Consider the following 26,264-nt stretch of genomic DNA (forward strand, 5'->3'; position numbering starts at 1 on the left):
GAAAATAAAAAAGGCCATTTCAAAAACTGAAACAGCCTTACTTTAATTTGTATCAAATATTTAATTGATTATAATTTTTTTGGTTTCCACACGAGATTTCATTTTAAGGTACACGACATAAGTCCCAGAGTTTACATTTGAAATCTCAAGTCCATTATCTAAATCATCGGCGCTAACATTAGAAAACTCTCTTACAGATTGCCCTAAAATATTAAGCAGTAAAAGTTGATCAACATCCGTTTGAAGTCCTTTAGCAAACAGCTTATCCGTATCATTATTAAAATAGATAAGATTGTATTGATAATTATCGTCTTCGGTAGATAGTGTATCACCTTCTAATTGAAATACTATTTCAAATCTTGTATGAAATACGCCTGTTTCCGAAGTGAATTCATAAGATTGGTTCGTTTTCAAATCAAAATAAGCACCTGTAAAGTTATCTTTTAAATAAACAGGTTGGTCATTATCAATATTCTCAAAATGCGTTGCTTTAATCGCATAACTATAGTTTCCTGATGCATTTAAAGCTAATGGTACTGATTTTTCATCGGAAATAGAACTGTATGATTGTATTAGCATTAATTCATCATCTAATAACAAATTTAAATCATCATCATTCTCATTTGAATTTTTAGCATCGTACCCATAATCGTAAGCATCGGAAGTAAAGTCGCTAAATCCTAATAACAACTCTCGACGTGATGAAGGACCATCAACAGAAGTAAATTCTAAACGAATTTTTTGCATTACAGCATTAGCTTCAGAAGTTGTTTCATTACTTTGAGAACCATCATTTCTCATAAACACAGCACCTGTATCTGATGTTCCGTTAGCATCGGCTTCTTTTATAAAAAGTCGCTGACTATTTTTAAAAGTAACTGCTCCATTAGATATAATTTCGGTCACGAATCCTTGTCCGACAGGCAAGTATCGCGTTGGTAGTTTAGTTCCTTCTTCTAGCCCGCTACTTCCTCCATCTAAACCAATAAATTGAGATGCTCTTACCGATCCTATTTTATTCACTACCGCATAACCACCATTATAATCACTTAAGAAATGTGAGTCACCACTCCATTGCTGCCATAATTGAATTGAACCACCAATAACACCTGCATTATCATCGATAAACTCATGTACATCAATTGCTGAAGGATATGGATTTCCTAATAAATAATCTGTTTTTGAAATTGAAGGGACTGAACCGCTTCCACCTGTATCGGTAACACTAATAGTTATAGTTCCGTTATTAGGTTTCCCTTCAAATAGATATTGTTGTTCTGAATCTGTTGTTCCTGTTCCTTTTTGAGTATAGCCAACTCCAGGCTGTATGGCTGTATTTTGAGTAATTGACACATAATCATTGTATGTGACTCCATTTTGGTAAGTATATAGCCAACGAGTACTCACTCGACCTATTTGATGGTGTGCACTTGTAAATTGTATGGCATTACCATCTCCTTTTTTTAATAGGTTTAATGCAAAATCACTGTTATTTGGATGATTAGTACTTGTATTATTATCTATCAATGATGACGCTGAAGAAATGCCTACAGGAGAAGCCCAGTAGTTGTACCAATACACACTCGAATTTCCTTCTTGACGTCTTAATATTTTCCCTGCAGATGACGTTACCAAATCACTCTTTTCACCTTGGACTAATTGTGAATCATCGCTTAAATCCAGTGTTCCGTTGAGCTCAAAATACCAGGAGTTTTCTACTTTATGATCACCATTTATAGTTAATTTTTTATTCGCATCAATAAATAAACCTAGATGCGTATGCGAATTTGTAGAAACCACATTATTGTTGACCTTAACGATGCTCCAGTCTTTATTTGTTGCAGCATTTTCAATATCCCAGACATCACCATGCAACCAAGTTGTTTCTGCGCTCCAATCACCATCAGCATGTGTTTCGAATGGCATAGGAGCTGTTTGCTCTTGTAAGGTGGTAATATTATTTAAACGTAAGGTGTTTGAGTTAAGAGAAAAGTCTGTTGTAATATTATTTTTAATATCAGTCATTGGGTAATAAGCCAGAAGGTTTGACCATGATACTGTATTTGAATTTGTAACATCAACAATATCCTTAGGAATCACTTTTCCTCTTAAAACACCAGCATTATTTTCTATTTCCTGAAATACAATTTGTTGAATTTGACTTTTTGATAAGGCTATATCAAAAATGCGAACCTCATCGACTTTTCCGTTGAAATATTCTTTATTCGTTATATCACTTGATTTTCTACCAATTTCAAAATTACCATTAGAATCACTTGAATTCTGAGTTTTTTCACCAATATGATTGGTGTAAATCGTATCAGAAACTAATTCGCCATCAATGTATAAAAACACGGCTCCTGTAGCATTAGAAAATGTTCCAACGACATGGTGCCATTCGTTATAATTTACACCAGATGTAGGGTAAGCTGTGACAGTTCCGGCAGGAGTTCTTAAAGTAAAGCCTAACATATTGCCATCCTTTGCAACTAATCGGCATGAAACATCTTCACCTGCAATAGTAGAAAGGCTCTGCACTGCATTTTCTGGATCTATTTTTACCCAAGCCATAATAGTCACTTGGTCTAAATCGTTTAAGAAACCATTACACGATAAATAATCGTCAAGACCATCCAAATCTAAGTTAGAGGCTACTGGCGGATTAGTATCAAATAAATCGCGATAATCTAAATCACCTCCTGAGGCTAAATCGCCATCTGCATCAGGTAAAATTGATAAATCTGTAGGGTCGTTGATATCCTCATTTACATCGTAGATTGGATCGTTAACTGTAGATTCGAAAATATCATCTAGTCCATCGTTGTCTGTATCGTTTCCTGAAACAGCATTAGCCATGCCATTTTCAGAGATATCAGGGATACCATCGTTATCAGAATCATCATCAAGAAAATCCAGTATGCCATCGCCATCTGTATCAATAGCTGTAAATCCTCCACTTGGATAATTTGTATAAACACCTGCAGCGTTTACACTTCCCGATGGTGGTAAATAACCAATAGTTGATTGTGCTTCTACATTATCTGGAATTCCATCATTATCACTATCAATATCTTTATAATTAGGTATTCCGTCATTGTCGGCATCTGTATAGACAATAACAGGGTTTGTGAAATTCGTAACACAAGAAAATTCTAAACTAAAATACCTAACAACATTATTAATATTTGCTCTAGCAAGTACTCCTAGCTGGAACGTGATGCTCGATAAATCAAAATATCTGGCTTTTACATTAATTGTTGAGAATGCATTTGAGGTACCTTGATAATTAACATTTCCTGAGGTAGCTACTAGGAAATCGTCTTGTTGGGTTATCGTAACATCTGTTGGATCATCAATAACATAACTGTAAGGAGTTGGAATTTTAACACGCTCAGCTTTGAGATTATCACCATCAATATCATTAAGATTGATAAATACTTCTGGGACTACGATAGGTGTAAATGTTCCTGACGTTACAAATTCAACTTTAAACTCGGCGTAGCCTTCTTCTCCTGCTGTTAAACTAGTAGATCGTACACCTGGCTTTAAGTAGGGCGTTTGCGATGAATTATCATCTAACAAATCACAAGTTGCATTAACAAAACTATTAACAGTCATAATGGCATCAATACCGACACCTACATCAGCAAACCTAAAGACTTCACCTGTAAGTTCAGTATATGTTAAACCATCTCCAACTTCTTCTGTTGGAGGATTAGAAAAATCAAAATCGTTTTCAGCACCACATTCATTAGCTGTAATTATGGAGCTACCTTGCTCAATAACATCCAAAATACCATCGTTATCATCATCTTCATCAATTGAATCGATAATAGTATCTCCATCAGTATCTTGGGTATAAGAAAATTGTGGAACTGAAAATAGCAGTAGGATTAATACTAAATGTAGTAGTTTTAGCTTCATAGCACAACGGTCAATAATTTCAGACTATAAGTCCAGTAGATTTATTAGAGGGACATCTATTGAATATGAAGATCTTAACTATACTAATTTACCTCATATTCAGTACAATAGTAAGCATTTGTTCGATATTGAACAAAGCCTCTGCAGTGCTTATTAGATAAAGTGTTTGAGAAATCAGTTGAAATGTAAATTACCTGAAATGAAATACCAAAAAAAGCGTTTAAAAACTAGTGAAATGAGCCTTTTTAAACCAGAAAACCAACCAGATCTTCAATTTTAGAAATCCGTTGAATTTTAATAGAGGTGTCTTTTAAAGTAATTTTATTGTATTTAGATACAAAAATGGTTGAAAACCCTAGTTTTTCAGCCTCTAAAATACGTTGTTCCACACGCTGCACTGGTCTAATTTCACCTGATAATCCAACTTCAGCTGCAAAACAAAAATCTTTTGGTATTGCTTCATCTTCATTAGAAGACAAGATAGCAGCAACAACGGCTAAATCAATAGCTGGGTCATCAACTGTAATTCCACCTGTAATATTTAAAAACACATCTTTAGCTCCAAGTCGAAAGCCTGCACGTTTTTCTAAAACTGCAAGTAGCATATTGAGTCGTTTGGCATTGAAACCTGTGGCACTTCGTTGTGGTGTTCCGTACACGGCTGTACTTACAAGTGCCTGAGTTTCTATCATTAGTGGACGCATACCTTCTAAAGTTGCTGCGATGGCATTTCCGGATAATTCTTCATCCTTTTGAGAAATTAAAATCTCTGAAGGGTTAGACACTTCTCTCAACCCTGACCCTTGCATTTCATAAATACCTAATTCGTTTGTAGAACCAAACCGATTTTTATTAGCTCTTAAAATTCTGAAAATATGATTGCGATCACCTTCAAACTGCAAAACGGTATCGACCATATGTTCCAATATTTTTGGTCCGGCAATGTTTCCGTCTTTAGTAATATGACCAATCAAAATAACTGGAGTTGATGTTTCTTTTGCAAATTTGATGAGCTCTGTTGTACATTCTTTGATTTGAGATATACTACCAGAAGAAGACTCGATATAGTCACTATGCAATGTTTGAATCGAATCTACAACCACAATGTCTGGTTGTAAAGTTTCTATTTGCTTAAAAATATTTTGGGTTTTGGTTTCTGTAAGAATATAGCAATTATTAGAATTGGGATAAATACGTTCAGCACGCATTTTAATTTGCTTTTGGCTTTCTTCACCTGAAACGTATAAGGTTTTATAAGGTAATTTTAGTGCTATTTGAAGTAGCAGTGTGCTTTTACCAATACCTGGCTCTCCTCCTAAAAGCGTTAATGATCCAGGCGTTAAACCTCCACCTAGAACACGATTAAACTCCTCATCTAAAGTATTTAACCTTGCTTCTTGCGAAGTGTCAATTTCATTAATTTTTAAGGGTTTGGAGGCGCGCTTAGAGGTGTTGGCAGGTGTTTTCCAGTCACTCTTTTCTGGTTTCTGAATTACTTCTTCTGTAATGGTATTCCACTCTTTACAAGCCGTACACTGACCCTGCCACTTAGAATATTGTGAACCACAGTTTTGACAAAAAAAGGTCGTTTTTAATTTAGCCATATTCGTTTTCCGAAGCCTCGGAAATTCAAGAATTAAAGTTTCAGCTAAATTAAGATTTTTTAATTGATATCTTTAAACCAACTCACAATAAACAGCATTTTAATTGCTGCTAATTTTGAACGGTTAATCGATAAAATTGAAGCCTTTATTTTATGATATATACCTTCAAAAAAGTAATCGGTAGAATAAATACTGTATTTAGTTTTCTTCGTCTTCATCATCATCTTCTTTTTCACTATCCTCGGCTACTACTTTTAAGTCTTCTACATGCGACATGATAAAATCTCTGTTGATGTGAGCCATTTCATCAAGTATTAAAGCAGATTCGTAAAGTTTTACTGCCTTTTTAGTCTTTCCTGATTTTTCAGCATATTGTGCCATATAATAAGTACCAAAAGACGATCTAGGGTTAAGTTTATTAGCTAATTTTCCAATTTTTTGTATCGATTCTAAATCTTTGCGCTCTTCGGCAACTGTGATAAGCTGTTGTAGTTCTTCTTCTGAAATAGGCTTAAAAATTCCGAACAAATCATCAATACGCTTATAGCGATCAACAATATAATCATCTAAAGTACCTTCATATGGAAGTACTTTTTCTTTAAGTTCTTTCTCATCAAGAGGTTTATACAATTCAAAAATACGATCCATAGCTTTAGACAAAGCACCAGTTACTAACTGATAATGCGAATCGCCTTTAAGCTCATCAAAGTAATAGGTTAAGTGTTGGTTATCGTTCGTTTTTAATGTTTCGTGAGCCGTTAAAATAGTCTCTCTAATAGGTTTTATGTCTCCATCTGAAGTTGCCATATAATAGAAAATATCATCTTCTAACCACTCCAAACGCGTTACCACATTTTTGCCCATTGTCCCTTTAAAATCTGGACTTAAATTAATATACGCCTGAAATACTGGTTCCTCATGAAATAAAAAGGCATTAATAAAATTACCCATGATATTGTGACCTACGGCTACTTTAAATTTACTGGTATTGTAATTGGCATCTATATGCGGAATTAATTCTTGCTCAACAAATTTATAAAAGCGATCACCTGATTCAAATGGCAAACCTGATACCTCATCGAAATAGCTATCATAAAAACGCTCTTCACCTTGAATGATGCCAACAACAATAGATTTTGGCATTTCATCAAAATGTGTTTGAAAACTCACTTGACCATTTACAGGTTCAAATAAATACTCACCATCAAAAACGATAATTACAGGGTGCTTTAATTCTGACTCCGGATCATAGTCATCTGGAAGCTTAATTTTTAAATCTCTTGTTGTATTGAGGTTTCGAGATTCGAAAGTCTCGTAAATGACTTGCGCAGAAATTTGAGCACAAAAGCATAACGAGATGATAAAAAGTAGGGCATTTTTCATCTTAAGTAGGTTTAATTTAGGGACAGTAAATATACCTAAAATAAGTTAAACTACTAATTTATTCGATGAAATGCATAAAATTAATTAATTTCGATCTTGAATGTCGTAGATTTTATCCAGCAACATATCTTTAGAAATAAACTCTGAAGCTTCTAATAAAAGGCCAGACTGGTAATTTTGTAAAGCTTTTTTCATATTACCTTCCATTTCATAATACTGACCAGCATAATAGGCACTTATCATAGACTCTGGATATTCTCTTCTTGCTAATTTTGACAAGTTCTTCAATGCTTCAACATCGTTCTTTTTCTTTGCTGCAGCTAAAATAGCTCTAAGATCATTTTCGACAACCTTTTTTTCAAAGCCATAGAAAAATTCAATATCCTCATACTTTTTCATTAGATAATCATAAGGGCTACCTTCGTAAGCAAGGACTTTTTCTTGATACTCCTTTTTGTTGATTGGTTTATATAATCCGAAGATTTCGTTAATGGCTTTTGGAATTCCCAGTCCTACTAATGAATAATGATCTGCATCTGTAAAATCATCAAACCTATAGTGCAATTTGGCATTCTCAATTGCACTTAAACCTGTATTAAAAGCTAAGATATCTTCCCTTAATACTTTAACGTCATTATCAGAAGTCGCCAGGTAATAAAATGTATCTTCAAGAGTTGTGGCAAGTTTTTCTTGTAATCGAACAGACATTTCCGGAGATAAATCTGGACTAAATGCGATGTATCCTCTAAATAAAGGTTTGTCTTTAAATAAATAGTAATTTAAAAAATTTGCACTTTGGTCATGACCAACAACAATTCTAAAATCTGAGGTCAAATAATTATCATTAATATATGGAATAAGCTCCTGACCAATGAATTCAAAAAACTGAGAACCTCCTTCGTCAGACGGAAAATATGTTTCATCACTGTATGATAAATCTGCATCTCTGGTTTTTGCCTGGTTGACACCAACAATAATAGATCTAGGCATGTCTCCCCAATAAGAATGGTAATCTGCATTACCAATTATAGGTTCAAATAAATAATCACCATCAAATACAACAACTAATGGATATAAAATATCGCCTTCTGGATCATAATTTCTAGGTAATTGAATTTTAATCTCTCTAGATTCTCCTAATCTGGAAGACTCTATCGTTTCGTAAATGACTTGCGATATCGTTATTTGACTACAAAGGCAAAAACATATAAGTAAGAAAATTTTATTCATGACGGCTGCGTTTATTTACTAGAGCAAGGTAAAAAATTATTTAATTCTATTATAAATTGGTAAATATATAAACGATAAACTACCAGCAATTATAATCATTATGGTTTGAGAAGACCACATAATCCATCCAAAAGCATAGCTTGGGTCTTTAGCAATTTGAAATGTCGTAAAAGCAGCCATAACAGCGGCAGGATAGACAAATATTCCTCCATTAGTTGCCGCAATTGTAAAGCTTGCCGATATAAATGCTACTAATATAGCACCAACACTAACCTTGTCTAAATCTGGCAATGCAAATGTAGTCACATAAAACATTAACAAATACATGCCCCAAATAAATAAGGTATGCGCAATAAATGCCCATTTATGTTTCATTTTAAAAATACTCAAAACACCTTCCATAAGGCCAGTCATAAATGTTTTGACTTTTACCGCAAACTTGGACTGGCTTCGTTTTATAAACATGTATAGGGCAACAAGAATGATAATACCTATAACTCCAAACAGGATTAATTTTTCAGGATGAAATGATTTTTGTAGAAGGTTGAGAATAAAATCAAATTCTAAAATCAATGTTATGGTAATAATACCTAACATGACAATTAAATCTGCCATACGCTCAGCAACTATAGTTCCAAAGCTTTTTTCAAAAGGCACGTTCTCATAATTAGTTAATACAGCAGCCCTTAGTACTTCTCCAGATCTAGGAATACCGTAGTTAGCCAGGTAAGTAATAAAAACAGCCATAATACTATTGGGCAATTTTATTTGATATCCCATAGGTTCCAGAAGGTATTTCCAGCGATAGGCCCTAGACAAATGACTTAAAAAGCCAAAAAACACACCTAAACCTATCCACCAATAATTAGCAGACTTAACATAAGGAATGATTTCATCAATAGGTAGCTTAGAAAAAGTAAACCAACCAAAAAACACAGCTAAAGCTAGCGGAATTATTAACCTTAGGCGTTTTTTTAGTTTTGGGCTCAAAATTTATTTTAAAAGATTAGTAGCCTCATCAGGGAACACCAATGAAGGCTTAAAAACTTTGGCGTCTTCAATATCCATAAACGCATAAGTAATTAAGATAAGTGTATCTCCAACTGCTACTTTACGAGCAGCAGCTCCATTTAAGGTTATTTCACCACTATTTCTAGGTCCAGGAATACAATAAGTTTCTAGGCGTTCGCCATTATCATTGTTAACGATTTGAACTTTTTCACCTTGAATAATATTTGCGGCTTCCATTAAATCTTCATCAATAGTTATACTACCAATGTAATTAAGGTCTGCGCCTGTTACTTTTACTCTGTGAATCTTAGATTTTACTACTTGAATTTGCATGAGGCAAAGATAATTAATTTAGTGCGATATTGTCAATAAGTCTAATATCATCTGCATATACAGCAATAAACGCCCTATATGACTTTTGGTTTGATTTTCGTTTAACAGTTTTGAGCGTTTCTACATCTGCTATAATAAAGTATTCTAACTCTAATAAATCATGTGTAGCAAATTGCTTAGTCACCCATTCTGTAACCTTATTAGCACTTTTTGTGCCAAACTTTTCTTTGGCAGTCTTAAGAGTTTTGTAGATAAAAGGTGCTGCTTCTCGGTATTCTGGTTTTAATCTCATATTACGAGAACTCATCGCTAAACCGTCTTTAGCTCTGTGTATTTTACACCCAATAACTGTAACTGGAATGTTGTTTTTTTCTACAAGTTTTTTGATAATCATTAGTTGTTGAAAATCTTTTTCTCCAAAATAAGCCTTATCAGGTCTTACAATTTCAAAAAGGCGTTTCACTATAGTACCAACACCATCAAAATGTCCTTCTCTGAAGCGACCTTCCATTTCATGCTCTAAACCATCATATGAAAAAGATACAGACTCTACATGTTCACCATAAATATCATCTACACTGGGAGCATATACTATGATTTTTTCTTCGGAAACGGTCTTTAATAAGTCAACATCACTGTCTAGAGTTCGAGGATATTTAACCAAATCCTCCTTATTGTCAAACTGTGTTGGGTTTACAAAAATACTCACAACAACAAAATCATTTTGCAATAAACCTTGTGTTATTAAAGATGCATGACCTTGATGTAGCGCTCCCATTGTAGGTACAAAACCAAGGGTTTTCTTTTCAGACTTTAACTTGTCTACATAGGTGATTAAGTCTGTTTTCGTTTTAAAAATCTTCATACCATAACAAAAGTTTAACAGCGTGCAAACTTAATATTTTACTAGCAATCTGCATAAATTTTTGTAATTTTGCATGTTTTTTACTTTTAATTCCTAAAACGACAGATTTATGAAAGATAAGAGAATATTGTATGTGTCATCTGAGGTTGTACCATATTTACCAGAAACCGAGATTTCTTCAATGTCATTTGAAGCTCCAAAAATGGTAAACAAACAAGGAGGGCAAATACGAATATTTATGCCGCGTTATGGGAACATAAACGAACGAAGACATCAACTCCATGAAGTGATTCGATTATCTGGAATTAATCTAGTCATCAATGATTTAGATATGCCTTTGATTATCAAGGTAGCTTCTATTCCGAAAGAAAGAATACAAGTTTACTTCATCGATAACGAAGAGTATTTTAAAAGAAAAGCAACCTTAACAGACGAAGATGGTAAGTTGTTTGATGATAATGATGAACGCGCAATTTTCTTTGCTAAAGGCGTTATTGAAACTGTTAAAAAATTAAACTGGTCTCCAGACATTATACATGTTAATGGTTGGTTAGCAGCACTACTCCCACTATACTTAAAAGAATTTTACAAAAACGAACCGTTATTTACAGAAAGTAAAATTGTGACCTCTGTATACAATCAAAGCTTTGATGGTACGTTAGATAAGAATATGATTAATAAAGTGAAATTTGATAATGTAGAGGATAGTAAAATTGAAATTTTAGAAAAGCCAACGTATAATAATCTCATGAAGGTTGCAATAGACAATTCTGATGCTCTTATAAAAGGGTCTAGCGAATTACCTAAAGAACTTGATGAGTATTTAGAGGCTTCAGACAAACCTGTTTTAGACTATTTCCCATTAGAGGATTTTGCCGATCACTATACTGAATTTTACAACACTAAAGTTTTAGATTAGTAAACACATTTATGAAAAAAAGAAAAATTGCCCTTAAAAATTTGGCAGTATTAGCGCTATTAATAAGCTCCTTTATTGCTTGTGATAAAGATTTTTCAGATATTGATTCTGATATTATCAATAATGATAACGCAAGTCATTTTAATACTAATTCTCAAGACTTCGACGTTATTGCATACACCAAAGTACTAGACCCTGTTCAAACAAGCAGTTTACCTATAAATATGATAGGGGTTTATAATGATCCAAATTACGGAATGACAACTGCAAGTGTTGTTACGCAAATATCCTCTCCAACCATAAATCCTGATTTTGGTGAGGGTGTTGAACTAGACTCTGTAATATTAACTATTCCATATTTTAGCACACCTACCGAAATAACTGAAGAAGGCGAAACCTTATATGATCTGGATTCGGTTTTTGGAAGTTCACCAATTAAATTATCTCTTTATGAAAGCAACTACTTTCTAAGAGATATTAACCCAAATAGCGAAGACAATATTAACGAACCTCAGTTGTATTATTCTAATATGTCTACTGGTTTAGATAATATCAGTTCTGCATTACTTGAAGGTGTAGAAATTCCTGTAAACAACGGTGACATTGATTTAGATAATTTTGTACCTAGTGATACTCAAATCAGACTAACTGATGGAGATGAAGAACTTACAGGACTTCTTGCTCCTTCTTTACGACTAAGCCTTGGCGTTGGTTATTGGTTTAGCAAAATTATTGATATGCAAGGTGAACCTGAATTGAGTAACCTTAATAATTTTAGAGATTATTTTAGAGGAATTTATATTAAAGCAGAACCTATTAACGGTTCAGGAAATATGATGCTTTTAAATTTGCTCAACAGTGGCGCTAACATCACATTATATTACACAAAAGATAATGATCTTGGAGAAGAAGTTAGACTTGATGGAACATATACGCTAAATTTTAATGGCAATCGTGTGAACTTCTTATCGAATGACTTTACAATCCAACAAGGTAATGACGTTGAAGGTGATGAAAGTTTATACCTAAAAGGCGGACAAGGTTCAATTGCTGAAGTTAAATTATTTAATGGTGATGATATTGACGAAGATAATTCTACCAATAATATTTTCGAAACATTTAAAAACGAATTTGTAGAAACTGATGAAGAAGGCAATTTTGTCAGCAGTAAAAAGTTAGTTAACGAAGCAAATCTTGTATTCTTCGTCAATCAGGATTTGGTCAATGGAGGCGAACCAAATCGTGTCTATATATACGATATTGATAATCAAAGACCTCTTCCAGATTATAGTTTAGACATTGCTAACACATCGTTTCCAGAGTTTTCCAGAATCAATCACTTAGGTAGATTACAACGAGAAGGTGATGAGTTTGATGGCGATGGTATTAAATATAAACTCCGAATTACAGAACATATTAACAATCTATTGTTACGTGATTCTACAAATGTTAAACTTGGTTTAGCTGTATCAGGAAATATCAACTTAGAAAATAATTCATTTCAATATGATATTTTAAATACATCAGACACAGACGAAACGATACCTGTTAGCGCAATTGTTTCGCCTAGAGGAACGGTTTTGTTTGGAAACAATACCAATACAGTTAACGATGAAAAAAAGCTATATTTAGAAATATTTTTTACTGAACCAAACAACGAATAAATATGTGTGGAATTGTCGGATACATAGGACATAGAGAAGCTTACCCAATTATTCTCAAGGGACTAAAACGATTAGAATACAGAGGTTATGACAGTGCTGGAATAGCGCTTTATGATGGTACAGATATTAAATTATCTAAAACTAAAGGTAAAGTTGCTGACTTAGAAACCAAACTCGAACAGGAAATTTCAACAAGCGGATCGCTTGGTATTGGTCATACACGTTGGGCAACACATGGTGTTCCAAACGATGTAAATTCTCATCCTCATTACTCAAATTCTGGTGACTTAGTTATTATTCATAATGGAATCATCGAAAATTATGAGTCCTTAAAAAAAGAACTTATAAAAAGAGGGTATACTTTTAAATCTGATACCGACACCGAAGTTTTAGTCAACTTAATTGAAGATGTCAAGAAAAATGAAAACACCAAACTAGGTAAAGCTGTGCAAATAGCATTAAATCAAGTTGTAGGTGCTTATGCTATTGCTGTTTTTGACAAAAATAAACCTAATGAAATTGTCGTTGCTCGCTTAGGAAGTCCTTTAGCAATTGGTATTGGAGAAGATGAATTTTTTATTGCCAGTGATGCATCGCCATTTATTGAATACACCAAAAATGCGATTTATTTAGAAGATGAAGAAATGGCAGTTGTACGTCGTCATAAAGGTGTGAAAATTAGAAAAATTAAAGATGATTCTTTAGTTGATCCTTATGTTCAAGCCTTAAAGCTCAACTTAGAGCAAATCGAAAAAGGCGGTTATGATCATTTCATGCTCAAAGAAATTTATGAGCAACCTAATGCTATTTTAGATACCTTCAGAGGTCGGTTATTAACTAATGAAGCGATTATTAAAATGGCTGGCGTAGAGGATAACATGAAAAAATTCCTCAATGCTAACCGAATCATTGTTGTTGCCTGTGGTACTTCATGGCATGCTGGATTAGTTTCAGAATATATATTTGAAGATTTAGCACGTATTCCTGTTGAAGTTGAATATGCTTCAGAGTTTAGATACAGAAATCCGATAATTACTGAAAATGATGTCGTTATTGCTATTTCTCAATCAGGAGAAACTGCCGATACACTGGCCGCAATTAAACTAGCAAAATCTAAAGGAGCTTTTGTTTTTGGAGTATGTAACGTTGTTGGCTCTTCTATTGCCAGAGAAACTCATGCTGGTGCCTATACACATGCAGGTCCAGAAATTGGAGTAGCTTCAACTAAAGCATTTACAACACAAATTACAGTATTAACTCTCATTGCGCTTCGTCTTGCTAGAGCAAAAGGAACGATATCTAGTTCAGATTACAGACATCATTTAATCGAATTAGAACTAATTCCGGCGAAAGTGAAAAAAGCACTTGAGTCTGATGCTTATGTCAAAACTGTTGCTGCAATCTATAAAGATGTACACAACTTTTTATACCTAGGACGTGGTTACAACTTCCCTGTTGCACTAGAAGGCGCATTAAAACTTAAAGAGATTTCATACATACATGCTGAAGGGTATCCTGCTGCAGAAATGAAACATGGGCCTATTGCATTGATTGATGAAAATATGCCAATTGTCGTTATTGCTACTAAAAAAGGACATTATGAAAAAGTTGTAAGTAACATTCAAGAAATTAAATCTCGAAAAGGTAAAATTATTGGTATTGTTACTGAAGGTGACCAACAGGTAAAAGCGTTAGCAGATCATGTAATTGAAGTTCCTGAGACTATTGAATCACTTACACCATTATTAACTACGATTCCTCTACAGTTGTTATCTTACCATATCGCATTGATGTTAGGTAAAAATGTAGATCAACCACGTAACCTTGCCAAAGCTGTTACTGTGGAATAAAACAAAATTACACTCATTTTATAAAATAGGCTGAAAATGTATAAAACTCATTTTCAGCCTATTTTTTTATGCAAAAAGCAATTTTAAGATGCTTTTTTTGTTAAAAATATATTATGCGTGCATAATTTTTGTGCTTTTTTTCATTTCAGTATCATTAAATTATTTATATTGCTTTACTAAATTTAACTAATTCCCTAAAATGAAGACAATTATTAAGATTATGATGCTGTTTTGTTGCGTGTTTACATTTGCACAAACAACAGTTAAAGGTAAAGTCAGCGATAATAATGGAATTCCACTACCTGGTGCCAATATTATTGTTGTTGGTACAACCACAGGTACAATTTCTGATTACGATGGAAACTATACACTAGTAGTGGATCAGGAGCCTCCCTTTTCAATTCAAGTCAGTAGTGTTGGTTTTGAAACTGTAACAGTTGAAATTACAACAAACCCTCAAACCATAGATATTACTATGATTGAAGGCACCTCACTAGACGAAGTTGTTATTTCAGCTTCAAGAACTCCTGAACGTATTTTTGAATCTCCTGTAACCGTGGAGCGTTTTGGACTTAAAGACATTAAAAATACATCGGCACCATCCTTCTTTGATGGTATTGAAAACTTAAAAGGTGTAGATTTAAATACAAACAGTTTAACTTTTAAATCGGTTAACACTAGAGGTTTTGCAACCTTTGCCAATAACAGATTTATGCAACTTGTTGACGGAATGGACAACTCCTCTCCTGCTTTAAATTTCGCCTTAGGAAATTTATTAGGGATGTCTGAGTTAGATGTTAATACCGTTGAACTTCTGCCAGGAGCATCATCTGCATTATATGGTGCAAATGCTTTTAATGGTATCATGTTTATGACGAGTAAGAACCCTTTTGATCATCAAGGTGTAAGTTTTTATGCAAAAACAGGAATCACATCTAGTGATAACGCAGGAGACAATAATTTTGTTGATGCTGGAATAAGAGTTGCTAAAGCGTTTTCAGATAAGTTTGCAGCTAAAGCGTCTGTGTCATTTTTAAATGGTACTGAATGGTTTGCTACAGATTACAGAGATTTCGAAAACCCAGGACAAACAAGATTAGACCCTTCTTATGATGGTTTAAATATATATGGTGATGAAGTGTCTACAACGTTAGACTTTGATGAGATAGCAGCAGGTGCTTTACCAATTCCTGTAGCTACAGATTATGGTTCTTCTACTATTAGCCGTACAGGATATGAAGAACGTGACCTTATGAATTATGAAGCCGAAAGTTTAAAAGCAGATTTTGCTTTGCATTTCAAACCTTGGGCTGATGATTTCGAAATTGTATTAAACTCTAAAATTGGTAGAGGTAATACTATTTATCAAGGTGCAAACAGATATTCAATTCAAGACTTTTTTATGCAACAGCATAAATTAGAAGTAAGAAATGACAACTTTTTTGCTAGAATTTATACAACTGCAGAAAAAGCTGGAAATTCTTACGATACTAGGTTTACAGCTATTAACGTCAATAGATTCTGGAAAGGAGATACCGAGTGGTTTACAGATTACGCTGGAGCCTTTATTGGAAACTTAGCAGGCCAAGGCATTTTTGCTAACCCAACTCAAGATCAAATTGCAGCTGCGCATGCTGCCGCTAGAGCTGCTGCAGATACAGGGCGTTTATTACCTGGAACTGCTGAATTTGACCAAGCATTAGAAACCATTACTTCAGATGGTAATTTAGAAACTGGTTCTAAGTTTACTGATAACTCTAAAATTTATCATGGAGATCTTAACTACAACTTCAGCCATCTTATCGATTTTGCTGAAATCATGGTTGGAGGATCATGGAGACAATACTCTTTAAACTCAGGAGGAACAATCTATACTGATAATGATGGTCCAATTGAATATAACGAATATGGTGCCTATACTCAAATTCAGAAAAAATTAATGGACGACAGATTAAAACTAACAGGTTCTATTAGATATGATAAGTCTGAGTTCTTTGATGGTTTTGTATCACCAAGAGTTTCTTTTAACTATACTGCAGATGAAGATGAAAAACATAACATTCGTGGATCTTTTCAAACTGGTTTCAGAAACCCATCTACTCAAGATTTATTCATTGGTTTAAATGCAGGACGTGCTATTTTAGTAGGATCAGCTCCTGATAACTTAGATCGTTATACAGCAACAAGTGCTCAATTAAGTACTGCTGGACAACTAATCGCAGGATCGAACACTGTACAACTTAATGGAGGTGATGCATATACAAATGCGTTTAGCTTAGCGTCAGTAGAAGCTGGAGCTCCAGCATCGGCAGATGTAAGCTTAGTTAAGCCTGAAAGAGTTACTGCATATGAAATTGGATATAGAGGTAAAGTTAACAAGTTTATCATCGATTTAAGTGCATACTATAACTCTTATGAGGATTTCATTTCTAACCGAACTGTACTAACACCTCTTTATGGAGAAGTTGGAGATAATACGCTATCATTGCTAGCCTTACAAAATGGCGATTTTCAAGCGTATCAAACCTATACAAATTCAAATGCTGATATAAGCTCTTATGGTGCTTCTATAGGTGTTGAAACTAAAATCCTAAACGGATTTGACTTTGGTGTAAATTACACCTATGCTAAATTAGATTATGACGAAAGTCAAGATCCTGATTTTGAAACTAATTTTAATACGCCAGAACATAAAGTAAAAGCATCTTTTGGGAAAACAGATTTATTAAAAAACTTTGGTTTTAATATTAACTGGAGATGGAATGATTCATTTTTATGGGAATCGACTTTTGCTGATGGTATTATTCCGGCAAGAAACATAATAGATGCTCAAGTGAACTTAACTGTTCCTTCGATAAAATCAACTTTTAAAGTAGGTGGTGCAAATATTTTATCTCACGACTATGTTAGTGCGCCAGGTTCTGGTGCTGTGGGAGCTCAATACTTTGTGTCATGGACTATAAATCAATAAAAAATACAACTATGAAATTAAATAATAACATATGGCTTTTAGCTATACTTTTGATAGGGTTTACAGCCTGTGAGAGTGATGATGATACACTTGCTGATCCTTTAATTGAAGAAACAGATGTTAACACGCCTACACCTGTATATACAAGTGGAACTGCAGATTTTTCAACTTTCGTTGCAATAGGAAATTCTCTAACTGCAGGATTTTCTGATAATTCACTGTTTATGAAAGGACAGGAAGTCTCTTTCCCTAATATTCTTTCACAACAATTTGCATTAGCAGGAGGAGGAACATTTACGCAACCAACTATTAATGACAATGTTGGTGGACTATTACTTGGTGGAATGCCAATTTCAGGACCTCGATTAGTATTCGATCCCGTAAACCAAGTGCCTGTTTCTTTTAATGGAACACCAACAACAGACATTTCTAATGTTGTCCCTGGACCATACAACAATATGGGAGTTCCTGGAGCTAAAAGTTTTCACTTATTAGCACCTGGATACGGAAACATTGCTAACTTTCCTGCTGCAGCCAATCCTTACTTTATAAGAATGGCATCGTCGCCAAATGCAACTGTTTTAGAAGATGCATTAGCGCAAAATCCAACATTCTTTTCTCTGTGGATTGGTAACAATGATGTTTTAGGATATGCAACAACTGGTGGTGACGGATCTAATCCAATTACAGACCAAGCAACTTTTGATGGTGCAATGACTGCCTTAGTGTCATCATTAGCTGCAAATAATACTAATGGGATAATTGCTAACATTCCAAATGTTACTGATGCTCCTTATTTTACAACTGTACCATTTGCTCCTTTAGACCCTTCTAACCCAGCATTCGGTCCTCAAATTCCAACATTAAATGGAATTTTCGGACAATTAAATCAAGTGTTTGCTTTTTTAGAAAGTCAAGGTGTACCAAATGCAACCGAACGTTCAATCGTATTTTCTCAAACAGCAGCAAGCGCAGTAGTCATCAAGGATGAATCTTTAGCCGACTTATCGATGCAAATTGCTGGTGTATTAAATGCCAGTCCAACATTCCCTGCTTTTGTAGAATCTTTTGGTTTACCTGCAGCTGCAGCTCCTGTTGTTGCTAACTTATTAGGTTTTGTTTACGGTCAGGCTAGACAAGCTAATGCTAATGATTTAATTGTACTTCCAAGTTCATCAATCATTGGTACTGTAAACGCAGACCAATCGGCATTCTTACAGTCACAAGGATTACCAGAAGCATTAGCAGATCAATTTGCTGTTGAAGGTGTATCATTGCCTTTGGAAGATAAATGGGTTGTTATTCCTACTGAGCTAGCTGAAATTCAAAATGCAACAACTGCATTTAATCAAACTATTAGCAACTTAGCAACACAATTTGATTTAGCCTTTTTTGATGTGAATACATTTTTTAATGGTGTAGCATCAAGCGGTTATCAGGCAGGTAGTGCATTTATGACTGCAGATTTTGTAACAGGAGGAACATTCTCACTTGATGGAGTTCATCCTTCACCAAGAGGTTACTCTGTAGTAGCCAATCAAATGATTGACATTATTAATACGAAATACGGTTCTAATTTACCTACGGTAAATCCTGTAGATTATACAGGTGTTTACTTAGATTAAATAGAAATTCAACACATAATAAACACCTTGATTCTGATGTCCAGAATCAAGGTGTTTTTTTATACATAAAAAAGCCTTAAAAATTACTTTAGTTTTAAATTAAAAAATATATCTTTGCAGCGCGAAAAACGAATGTTTTTTCAATCGAAATATCTAAACATTAAACACATAAGTAATGTCAAAAGTTACAGGTAAAGTTGCACAAATAGTAGGTCCAGTTATCGATGTTGAATTCGGAGCTGGTGCTGAACTTCCAAAAATCTATGATTCTTTAGAAATTAAAAAAGCCGATGGCTCTATATTAGTACTTGAAGTACAGTCTCACATTGGTGAAGACACTGTGCGTACAATTGCGATGGATTCATCTGATGGTTTAAGTAGAGGAACTGAAGTTTCTGCAACTGGTGCTCCTATTCAAATGCCAATTGGTGGCGATATCTACGGACGTCTTTTTAACGTAATTGGAGATGCTATTGATGGTATTGGAGATTTACCAAAAGCTGGTGATAACGGTTTACCAATCCACAGACAAGCACCTAAATTTGAAGACTTATCAACGTCTACAGAAGTTTTATTTACTGGTATTAAAGTTATTGATTTGATCGAGCCTTATGCTAAAGGTGGTAAAATTGGTTTATTTGGTGGTGCTGGTGTAGGTAAAACGGTATTAATCCAGGAGTTGATTAACAACATTGCTAAAGGACATGGTGGACTTTCAGTATTTGCTGGTGTAGGTGAACGTACTCGTGAAGGGAACGATTTACTTCGTGAAATGTTAGAATCAGGAATTATCAAGTATGGTGACGATTTCATGCATTCTATGGAAGATGGTGGTTGGGATTTATCAAAAGTTGATAAAACTGCAATGAAAGATTCTAAAGCAACTTTCGTTTTCGGACAAATGAATGAGCCTCCTGGAGCTCGTGCTCGTGTAGCACTTTCAGGATTAACTATAGCAGAATATTTCCGTGATGGTGCTGGTGACGGACAAGGAAAAGATGTTCTTTTCTTCGTAGATAATATCTTCCGTTTTACACAAGCTGGATCTGAGGTATCTGCATTACTTGGTCGTATGCCTTCTGCGGTAGGTTACCAACCAACATTAGCAACCGAAATGGGTGCGATGCAAGAACGTATTACATCAACTAAAAAAGGATCTATTACATCTGTACAAGCGGTTTACGTACCTGCAGATGATTTAACCGATCCTGCTCCTGCAACAACCTTTGCTCACTTAGATGCAACAACTGTATTATCACGTAAGATTGCTGAGTTAGGTATTTATCCTGCGGTAGATCCATTAGATTCTACGTCAAGAATTTTAACAGCCGATATTTTAGGTGCTGAGCATTATGATTGTGCACAAAGAGTAAAAGAGTTATTACAACGCTACAAAGAATTACAAGATATTATTGCCATCTTAGGTATGGAAGAATTATCTGAAGAAGATAAAATGGCTGTAGGTAGAGCAAGACGTGTACAACGTTTCTTATCTCAACCATTCCACGTAGCTGAACAGTTTACTGGTATTCCTGGTGTATTAGTTGATATTAAAGAAACAATCAAAGGGTTTAATATGATTATGGATGGTGAATTAGATCACTTACCAGAAGCAGCATTTAACCTTAAAGGAACTATCGAAGAAGCTATTGAAGCTGGAGAGAAAATGCTTTCAGAAGCTTAATCTAAAATTACAGAAACATGTATTTAGAAATTGTATCACCAGAAGCAACCTTATTTAGCGGAGAAGTAACTAGCGTTACAGTACCAGGTGTTATGGGAGAGTTTGAAATGTTAAACAATCACGCACCTATCATCTCTTTACTAAAAGAAGGAAACGTAAAAATTAATGGTAATATTACTTTGGAAGAAGAGGTTGAATCTTTATTCAACAAAACAGATAAAGGATTTTGGTTACCAATCACTTCTGGAACAATTGAAATGAAAGATAATAAAGTGATTGTTTTAGCCGACTAAAATAATTATTATATCATATAAAAAACGCCAAACATAACTGTTTGGCGTTTTTGTTTTTTACACTGTTTTAGACTTTCTTAATCACATTGGTGACGATGCCCCAGATTAAAAAATTATTGTCTTCTGTAATATTTATAATGGGATAGTTAGGATTCTCTGGTTGTAACCAAATTTCATCAGCACTCACACGTAAGCGTTTTACTGTAAATTCACCATCTAAAAAGCAAACAGCAATTTTATTGTTTTCGGGCTCTAAACTTCTATCAATAACCAATAAATCGTTATCCTCCAATCCTGCTCCAATCATAGATTGCCCACTAACACGTGCATAAAATGTAGCCTCCTTATTCTTAACGAGTTCTTCATCTAATGATAACCGCTGTTCTTTAAAGTCATCTGCTGGAGACGGAAAACCGGCAGATATTCCTGCATCAAATAATGGTGCTGCGGCACCTTCAATAGTTTCGGGTGTGAAGAAGATTAAACTTCCAGGCGTTTGTGTTTTCATTTTACTACAATAATATCGTTAATATTTGTGGTGTATCTTGGGGATAATCGCTCTTGTCGCATTTTCCAGGTGCGTTTTAAATCTTGATTCCCTAATTTAATTTTATGGCTTTTATACTTTGAATTTAAATGATCAATAGATTGCATCAATGGTTGATGCTTGGGGTTTTCGGCATCAAATAAATGCAACTGGTGATTATTTGTTTGAACCAAGCCAGTAACAATCACTCCTGCACGTTTGTACTTTATTCCCGTTTTAAAGATAGACTTTACAGCATTAACAGCACAATTACTTATAATTAAAGATGAGTTTGTAGGATAGGACAAACTTACACTTTTACTGGCTCGATGCTGTTCTAAATCTTTTTTATGTTTGTCGCTACTTAATAGCACTATCACCATATAGCAACTCGACCCTTGCTTACGTAATTTTTCAGCACAACTCGTTGCAAAGGTAGAGATACGTTCTTCTATATTATCTATATCAGAATAGGTGTATTCAAAACTTCGTGTGGTCGCAATAGCACGTTTATTTTTAGGCTCATCTAACAAAATTTTAGAATGCCCTTCTAAGTCTTTTTTAAGCTTCCATTCGGTAATCGAAAAGGTTTTGCGTACCCAATCATCAGATAATTGAGTAAAATCATAGGCTTTTTTACACCCTTTTGCTTGCAATCGTTTATGCAAACCACGACCAATTCCCCATACATTTTCAATATCAATCCATTTTAAAGCTTTGATACGCTGTTCTTCTGAATTGATCACATAAACACCTTTGGTTCGCTTCGGAAACTTTCGCGCGACTTTATTAGCGACCTTAGACAAGGCTTTGGTTGGAGCTATTCCGACACAGACCGGAATGCCTGTCCATTTCAAAATACGCATTCGTATCTCATTTCCGTAGCTCTCAAAATCATAATGATCAAAGCCCTTAAACTCTAAAAAAGATTCGTCGATACTGTATACCTCAACATCTGGAGTAAACTGTCTGAGAATATCCATAACGCGACTACTCATATCACCATATAAAGGATAATTAGATGATAATACATGAATACCATGAGCCTTACAGAAACTATCCCATTTAAAAATAGGAGCTCCCATTGGTAAGCCTAAGGCTTTTGCTTCATCGCTTCGTGAAATTACACAACCATCATTATTACTCAAAATAGCAACAGGTTGTCCTTGTAAATTAGGGTTAAAAACACGCTCGCAAGACGCATAAAAATTATTACAATCCACAAGTGCAAACATATGTGTAAATATACAACAAAATGTTTGAATTTAATTTGCGGCAGACTGTTAAAATTTAGTCTTTAACGTACTCCAAAATATCTGCTGGCTGACAATCTAAAGCTTCACATATGGCTTCTAACGTTGAAAACCGAATAGCCTTGGCTTTACCCGTTTTTAGAATAGAAAGGTTCGCTGTGGTTATACCAACAATTTCAGCAAGCTCATTGCTTTTCATTTTTCGCCTGGCGAGCATCACATCAAGATTAACTAGTATTGGCATAATTATATGGTTAGTTCGTTGTCCTCTTCGGCTTGTTTTCCACGTTTGAAAATTTCGGCAAGTATATAAAATGCCAATCCTGCCGGAATTAAAAAGGTAAACTCTGCTTTGAGCTCATTAAAAAAGTTAAATGTTGATTCACCAATAAGCGCAAGAAGAAATCTTAAAATTAGTACACTAACCGTATATTGAATAAAGATATCTCCTATTTTTTTGAAATACTTGATGTTAGTGTCGCTAAAATAATTTCCGCTGTCTATCTCTTTCAGAATTGATAAAAAATATGAGAACCCATATATAAGATAAGCTCTCCAAAAAAATAAGGCAGCACTAATAATGTAATAACTCCACTGAATGGCATTTTTTGATGTCAACCAAGACTCATTACTGTCTGCTGATTTTGCCCAATTTTGAAATGCCTTGAATTGATTAAAATCAAATTCACGTATATCATTCAGCAATATCGAAACTGCCGATAGCAAAACAACCCATGTTATAATGATCAAAATAGTTGTATTGTCTTTCATGATTATATTGTTAATTCGTTTTCTGATTGAATAGCAATAGCGCGTTTAAATAAGGAGGCTACAATAAAAATGACACCTGCCATAAATACATAGGCCGATGCTCCTATATCAATTTGCGCAAACATCACTTTAGTAGCCAACCAGGTCAAGTAGACCTTTCCAATAGCACCTAGTATACCAACACTTAATGACACATAACTAATTTTAAAAATCAACTTCAAGACCTCATCCTTAAAGGGCATATTATAATCCACTTGCTTAAAAATCTTTATAAGAAGGTAAAACATATAGGCTTTAAAACTGGCCATCAATACAAGTAAAATTACAACGCATATAAAATAGGTGGTATTAAAATCATACATATCAGAAAGGTCTATACCCATATACAAGTTTTCAGTAGCATTCTTATTGCCGAAAAGACTCAAAATAGATACAATGGCTATTGCTCCAGCCTTTATACAATAACCGATAAATACAATCCAAGACACAACATTCATCAGTTTAAAAATCTGTTTAGTTTTCATTTTATTATTGTTTAACGATAACAAATATATAAAAATTATTGATAAACAATAATTTTTTATCTAAAAAGAATAATTTAAAGAACCACAAATTACTCAGCATTAAGGGTTTCATTGCCTATATTTGTACTTATGGACGCAACGATTAGATACATACGAAAAATACCCATTTGGAAAATTATGATTGGGTTTGCCGCATTAGGTGTTGGTGTTTTAGGACTTATTGTACTAACGCCATATGCATTAGTGCCACTTCTTTTTGGAGTCATGATGCTAAAGACTGAAGGCTCTGAAATCGATTTGGAATCCCAGACCTACCGAAACGTCAATGCCTTTTTAGGTTTTACTTTTGGAAAATGGCAAAAACTGCAAAATCCAGAATACGTATCTGTATTTAATACCACCGAAGATATAACCGTTAGAGCCTTAACTGCTGAAACGACTAACACTTTTCCGATTATTGTGTTGAATATCTTTTACGAAAGAAATAAAAAAATAACCGTCTATAAAACCAAACAAGTCAAAGATGCTTTTGAGGTGGCCTCACATATTGCAGATGCCTTATTAATTGATCTTTTAGATGCGACTGAAAAAGGAGATTATAAATGGGTAGATAAAAATCACCTTAGAACGCATGGCGACATTGTATACATAGACTAATTATTAGTAATGCTCCCTAAAAAACTCCAATACAAATTAAATAAACGTCTGCAAGACAATGCCCTTAGACGATTAAGCGAATCGAATACGCTTGTAGATTTCTCATCTAATGATTACTTGGGATTTTCCAGGTCTCAAACCATATTTGATCAGGCTCATATCCTTTTAAAACAAGAAGATATGATGCAAAATGGAGCAACAGGATCCCGATTATTATCTGGGAATCACAAATTATATACCAGTACAGAACAACAGATAAGTACGTTTCACCATTCGGAAACTGCCTTAATTTTTAATTCTGGTTATGCTGCTAATTTAGGCCTGTTTTCAGCTGTTCCACAACGAAATGACATTATTCTATACGACGAATATTGCCATGCTTCTATACGTGATGGGATTTCAATGAGTCATGCAAAAGCCTACAAATTTGAGCACAACAACTTAGACGTTTTAGAACAGCTCATTGAGCGTCATACCGAAACTGATTCGGCATCTCTGCAGGAGATATATATTGTTACCGAATCGGTTTTCTCAATGGATGGAGACTCTCCTGATTTAAAACGCTTATCAAAAATTAACCAACAGTATAATGCCAATCTTATCATTGATGAAGCTCATGCGCTTGGAGTTTTTGGCACAAAAGGAGAAGGGCTCGTCAACGAATTACACATAGAGGATTCTGTTTTTGCAAGAGTCATTACCTTCGGAAAAGCGCTTGGTTGTCATGGCGCAGCTATTTTATGTAGTCAGGAGCTAAAAGATTACCTTATCAACTTTTCAAGACCATTTATTTACACAACGGCATTTCCTCCTCATAGCATAGCTACAATATCAGTATCTTATGATGCACTTGATACTGAAAGTGGTCTTTCTGCTATTACAATCCTTCAACACAACATTCACTTTTTTAAACTAGAACTCAAACGCCTTAATTTGCAGCAATTATTTACACAAAGTGATTCGGCCATTCAATGTTGTATGATTTCTGGAAATAAAACTGTAAAAACTATAGCAGATATGCTTCAGCAACATGGGTTTGATATTAAAGCTATTCTTGCTCCTACTGTTCCAAAGGGAAAAGAACGTCTTCGGTTTTGTTTGCACAGTTATAATTCTTCAGAAGAAATCACCAAAGTCTTAGAGTTACTTGCTACTTTTGTTTAAATATAATATTTCT

At 34.4% G+C, this 26,264-nt stretch carries 22 protein-coding genes; 9 read left to right on the forward strand and 13 right to left on the reverse strand.

Annotated elements, in window-relative coordinates; genetic code table 11:
- Positions 1–60 precede the first annotated feature (60 nt).
- The 8 genes from H7350_RS02360 to panC all read right to left on the reverse strand — a co-directional run bounded on the left by H7350_RS02360 (position 61) and on the right by panC (position 10,350).
- Positions 61–3,924: a LamG-like jellyroll fold domain-containing protein gene (locus H7350_RS02360; RefSeq protein WP_204344264.1), complete on the reverse strand. Its 3,864-nt coding sequence runs from the start codon at positions 3,922–3,924 to the stop codon at positions 61–63.
- Positions 3,925–4,169: 245 nt separating this feature from the next.
- Positions 4,170–5,528, reverse strand: coding sequence for a DNA repair protein RadA (radA, locus tag H7350_RS02365; protein ID WP_204344265.1), 1,359 nt, complete (start codon positions 5,526–5,528; stop codon positions 4,170–4,172).
- Positions 5,529–5,587: 59 nt separating this feature from the next.
- Positions 5,588–5,746, reverse strand: a complete 159-nt coding sequence (locus tag H7350_RS02370; protein WP_204344266.1) for a hypothetical protein — start codon at positions 5,744–5,746, stop codon at positions 5,588–5,590.
- Positions 5,727–6,911: an alpha/beta hydrolase-fold protein gene (locus H7350_RS02375; protein ID WP_204344267.1), complete on the reverse strand. Its 1,185-nt coding sequence runs from the start codon at positions 6,909–6,911 to the stop codon at positions 5,727–5,729. Before H7350_RS02375 ends, H7350_RS02370 begins: the two co-directional genes overlap by 20 nt.
- An 84-nt stretch (positions 6,912–6,995) precedes the next feature.
- Complete coding sequence (locus H7350_RS02380; RefSeq protein ID WP_204344268.1) at positions 6,996–8,141, reverse strand: alpha/beta hydrolase; 1,146 nt, start codon at positions 8,139–8,141, stop codon at positions 6,996–6,998.
- Positions 8,142–8,177: 36 nt separating this feature from the next.
- On the reverse strand, positions 8,178–9,131 hold the full coding sequence (locus H7350_RS02385; protein ID WP_204344269.1) for a lysylphosphatidylglycerol synthase transmembrane domain-containing protein: 954 nt from the start codon (positions 9,129–9,131) through the stop codon (positions 8,178–8,180).
- Positions 9,132–9,134: 3 nt separating this feature from the next.
- Positions 9,135–9,485, reverse strand: a complete 351-nt coding sequence (panD, locus tag H7350_RS02390) for an aspartate 1-decarboxylase (protein ID WP_008270229.1) — start codon at positions 9,483–9,485, stop codon at positions 9,135–9,137.
- A 13-nt stretch (positions 9,486–9,498) separates the two neighbouring features.
- The gene (panC, locus tag H7350_RS02395) at positions 9,499–10,350 is read right to left on the reverse strand and encodes a pantoate--beta-alanine ligase (protein WP_204344270.1); all 852 of its coding nucleotides are present in this window, start codon (positions 10,348–10,350) and stop codon (positions 9,499–9,501) included.
- Positions 10,351–10,459: 109 nt separating this feature from the next.
- On the opposite strand from panC, the gene H7350_RS02400 reads away from it, so the two are divergent.
- From H7350_RS02400 to H7350_RS02430, 7 genes are all read left to right on the forward strand, one after another.
- On the forward strand, positions 10,460–11,269 hold the full coding sequence (locus H7350_RS02400; RefSeq protein WP_204344271.1) for a glycogen/starch synthase: 810 nt from the start codon (positions 10,460–10,462) through the stop codon (positions 11,267–11,269).
- A gap of 11 nt (positions 11,270–11,280) precedes the next feature.
- Entirely contained in the window at positions 11,281–12,933 is a 1,653-nt protein-coding gene (locus tag H7350_RS02405) for a BamH family beta-barrel-assembly machinery protein (protein WP_204344272.1), read from the forward strand.
- 2 nt (positions 12,934–12,935) lie between these two features.
- A complete protein-coding gene (gene glmS, locus H7350_RS02410; protein ID WP_204344273.1) occupies positions 12,936–14,783 on the forward strand; it encodes a glutamine--fructose-6-phosphate transaminase (isomerizing) in 1,848 nt (615 codons plus the stop codon).
- A gap of 199 nt (positions 14,784–14,982) precedes the next feature.
- Positions 14,983–17,754 (forward strand): TonB-dependent receptor, encoded by a 2,772-nt coding sequence (locus H7350_RS02415; protein ID WP_204344274.1) that lies wholly within the window; start codon positions 14,983–14,985, stop codon positions 17,752–17,754.
- Between the two features lie 11 nt (positions 17,755–17,765).
- Positions 17,766–19,379: an SGNH/GDSL hydrolase family protein gene (locus H7350_RS02420; protein WP_204344275.1), complete on the forward strand. Its 1,614-nt coding sequence runs from the start codon at positions 17,766–17,768 to the stop codon at positions 19,377–19,379.
- Positions 19,380–19,554: 175 nt separating this feature from the next.
- On the forward strand, positions 19,555–21,063 hold the full coding sequence (gene atpD, locus H7350_RS02425) for a F0F1 ATP synthase subunit beta (RefSeq protein WP_204344276.1): 1,509 nt from the start codon (positions 19,555–19,557) through the stop codon (positions 21,061–21,063).
- Positions 21,064–21,080: 17 nt separating this feature from the next.
- Positions 21,081–21,356 carry a F0F1 ATP synthase subunit delta/epsilon gene (locus tag H7350_RS02430; RefSeq protein ID WP_204344277.1) on the forward strand — a complete coding sequence of 92 codons (276 nt, stop codon included), beginning with the start codon at positions 21,081–21,083 and terminating at the stop codon, positions 21,354–21,356.
- A 67-nt stretch (positions 21,357–21,423) separates the two neighbouring features.
- Here H7350_RS02430 and H7350_RS02435 read toward each other — a convergent pair whose 3' ends face one another.
- The 5 genes from H7350_RS02435 to H7350_RS02455 are packed head-to-tail and all read right to left on the reverse strand — an operon-like array spanning position 21,424 to position 24,430.
- Complete coding sequence (locus H7350_RS02435; RefSeq protein WP_204344278.1) at positions 21,424–21,864, reverse strand: LexA family protein; 441 nt, start codon at positions 21,862–21,864, stop codon at positions 21,424–21,426.
- Positions 21,861–23,117, reverse strand: coding sequence for a Y-family DNA polymerase (locus H7350_RS02440; protein ID WP_204344279.1), 1,257 nt, complete (start codon positions 23,115–23,117; stop codon positions 21,861–21,863). Before H7350_RS02440 ends, H7350_RS02435 begins: the two co-directional genes overlap by 4 nt.
- 55 nt (positions 23,118–23,172) lie before the next feature.
- Positions 23,173–23,379: a helix-turn-helix domain-containing protein gene (locus H7350_RS02445; RefSeq protein ID WP_204344280.1), complete on the reverse strand. Its 207-nt coding sequence runs from the start codon at positions 23,377–23,379 to the stop codon at positions 23,173–23,175.
- 2 nt (positions 23,380–23,381) lie between these two features.
- On the reverse strand, positions 23,382–23,906 hold the full coding sequence (locus H7350_RS02450; protein ID WP_204344281.1) for a DUF2975 domain-containing protein: 525 nt from the start codon (positions 23,904–23,906) through the stop codon (positions 23,382–23,384).
- A 2-nt stretch (positions 23,907–23,908) separates the two neighbouring features.
- Positions 23,909–24,430, reverse strand: a complete 522-nt coding sequence (locus H7350_RS02455) for a DUF2975 domain-containing protein (RefSeq protein ID WP_204344282.1) — start codon at positions 24,428–24,430, stop codon at positions 23,909–23,911.
- 129 nt (positions 24,431–24,559) lie between these two features.
- On the opposite strand from H7350_RS02455, the gene H7350_RS02460 reads away from it, so the two are divergent.
- Together H7350_RS02460 and H7350_RS02465 are read left to right on the forward strand one after the other, a co-directional pair.
- Entirely contained in the window at positions 24,560–25,087 is a 528-nt protein-coding gene (locus H7350_RS02460) for a hypothetical protein (protein WP_204344283.1), read from the forward strand.
- Between the two features lie 9 nt (positions 25,088–25,096).
- Positions 25,097–26,251, forward strand: coding sequence for an aminotransferase class I/II-fold pyridoxal phosphate-dependent enzyme (locus H7350_RS02465; protein ID WP_204344284.1), 1,155 nt, complete (start codon positions 25,097–25,099; stop codon positions 26,249–26,251).
- Positions 26,252–26,264 lie beyond the last annotated feature (13 nt).

The organism is Psychroserpens algicola, assembly GCF_014526325.1.
Classification (GTDB): domain Bacteria; phylum Bacteroidota; class Bacteroidia; order Flavobacteriales; family Flavobacteriaceae; genus Psychroserpens; species Psychroserpens algicola.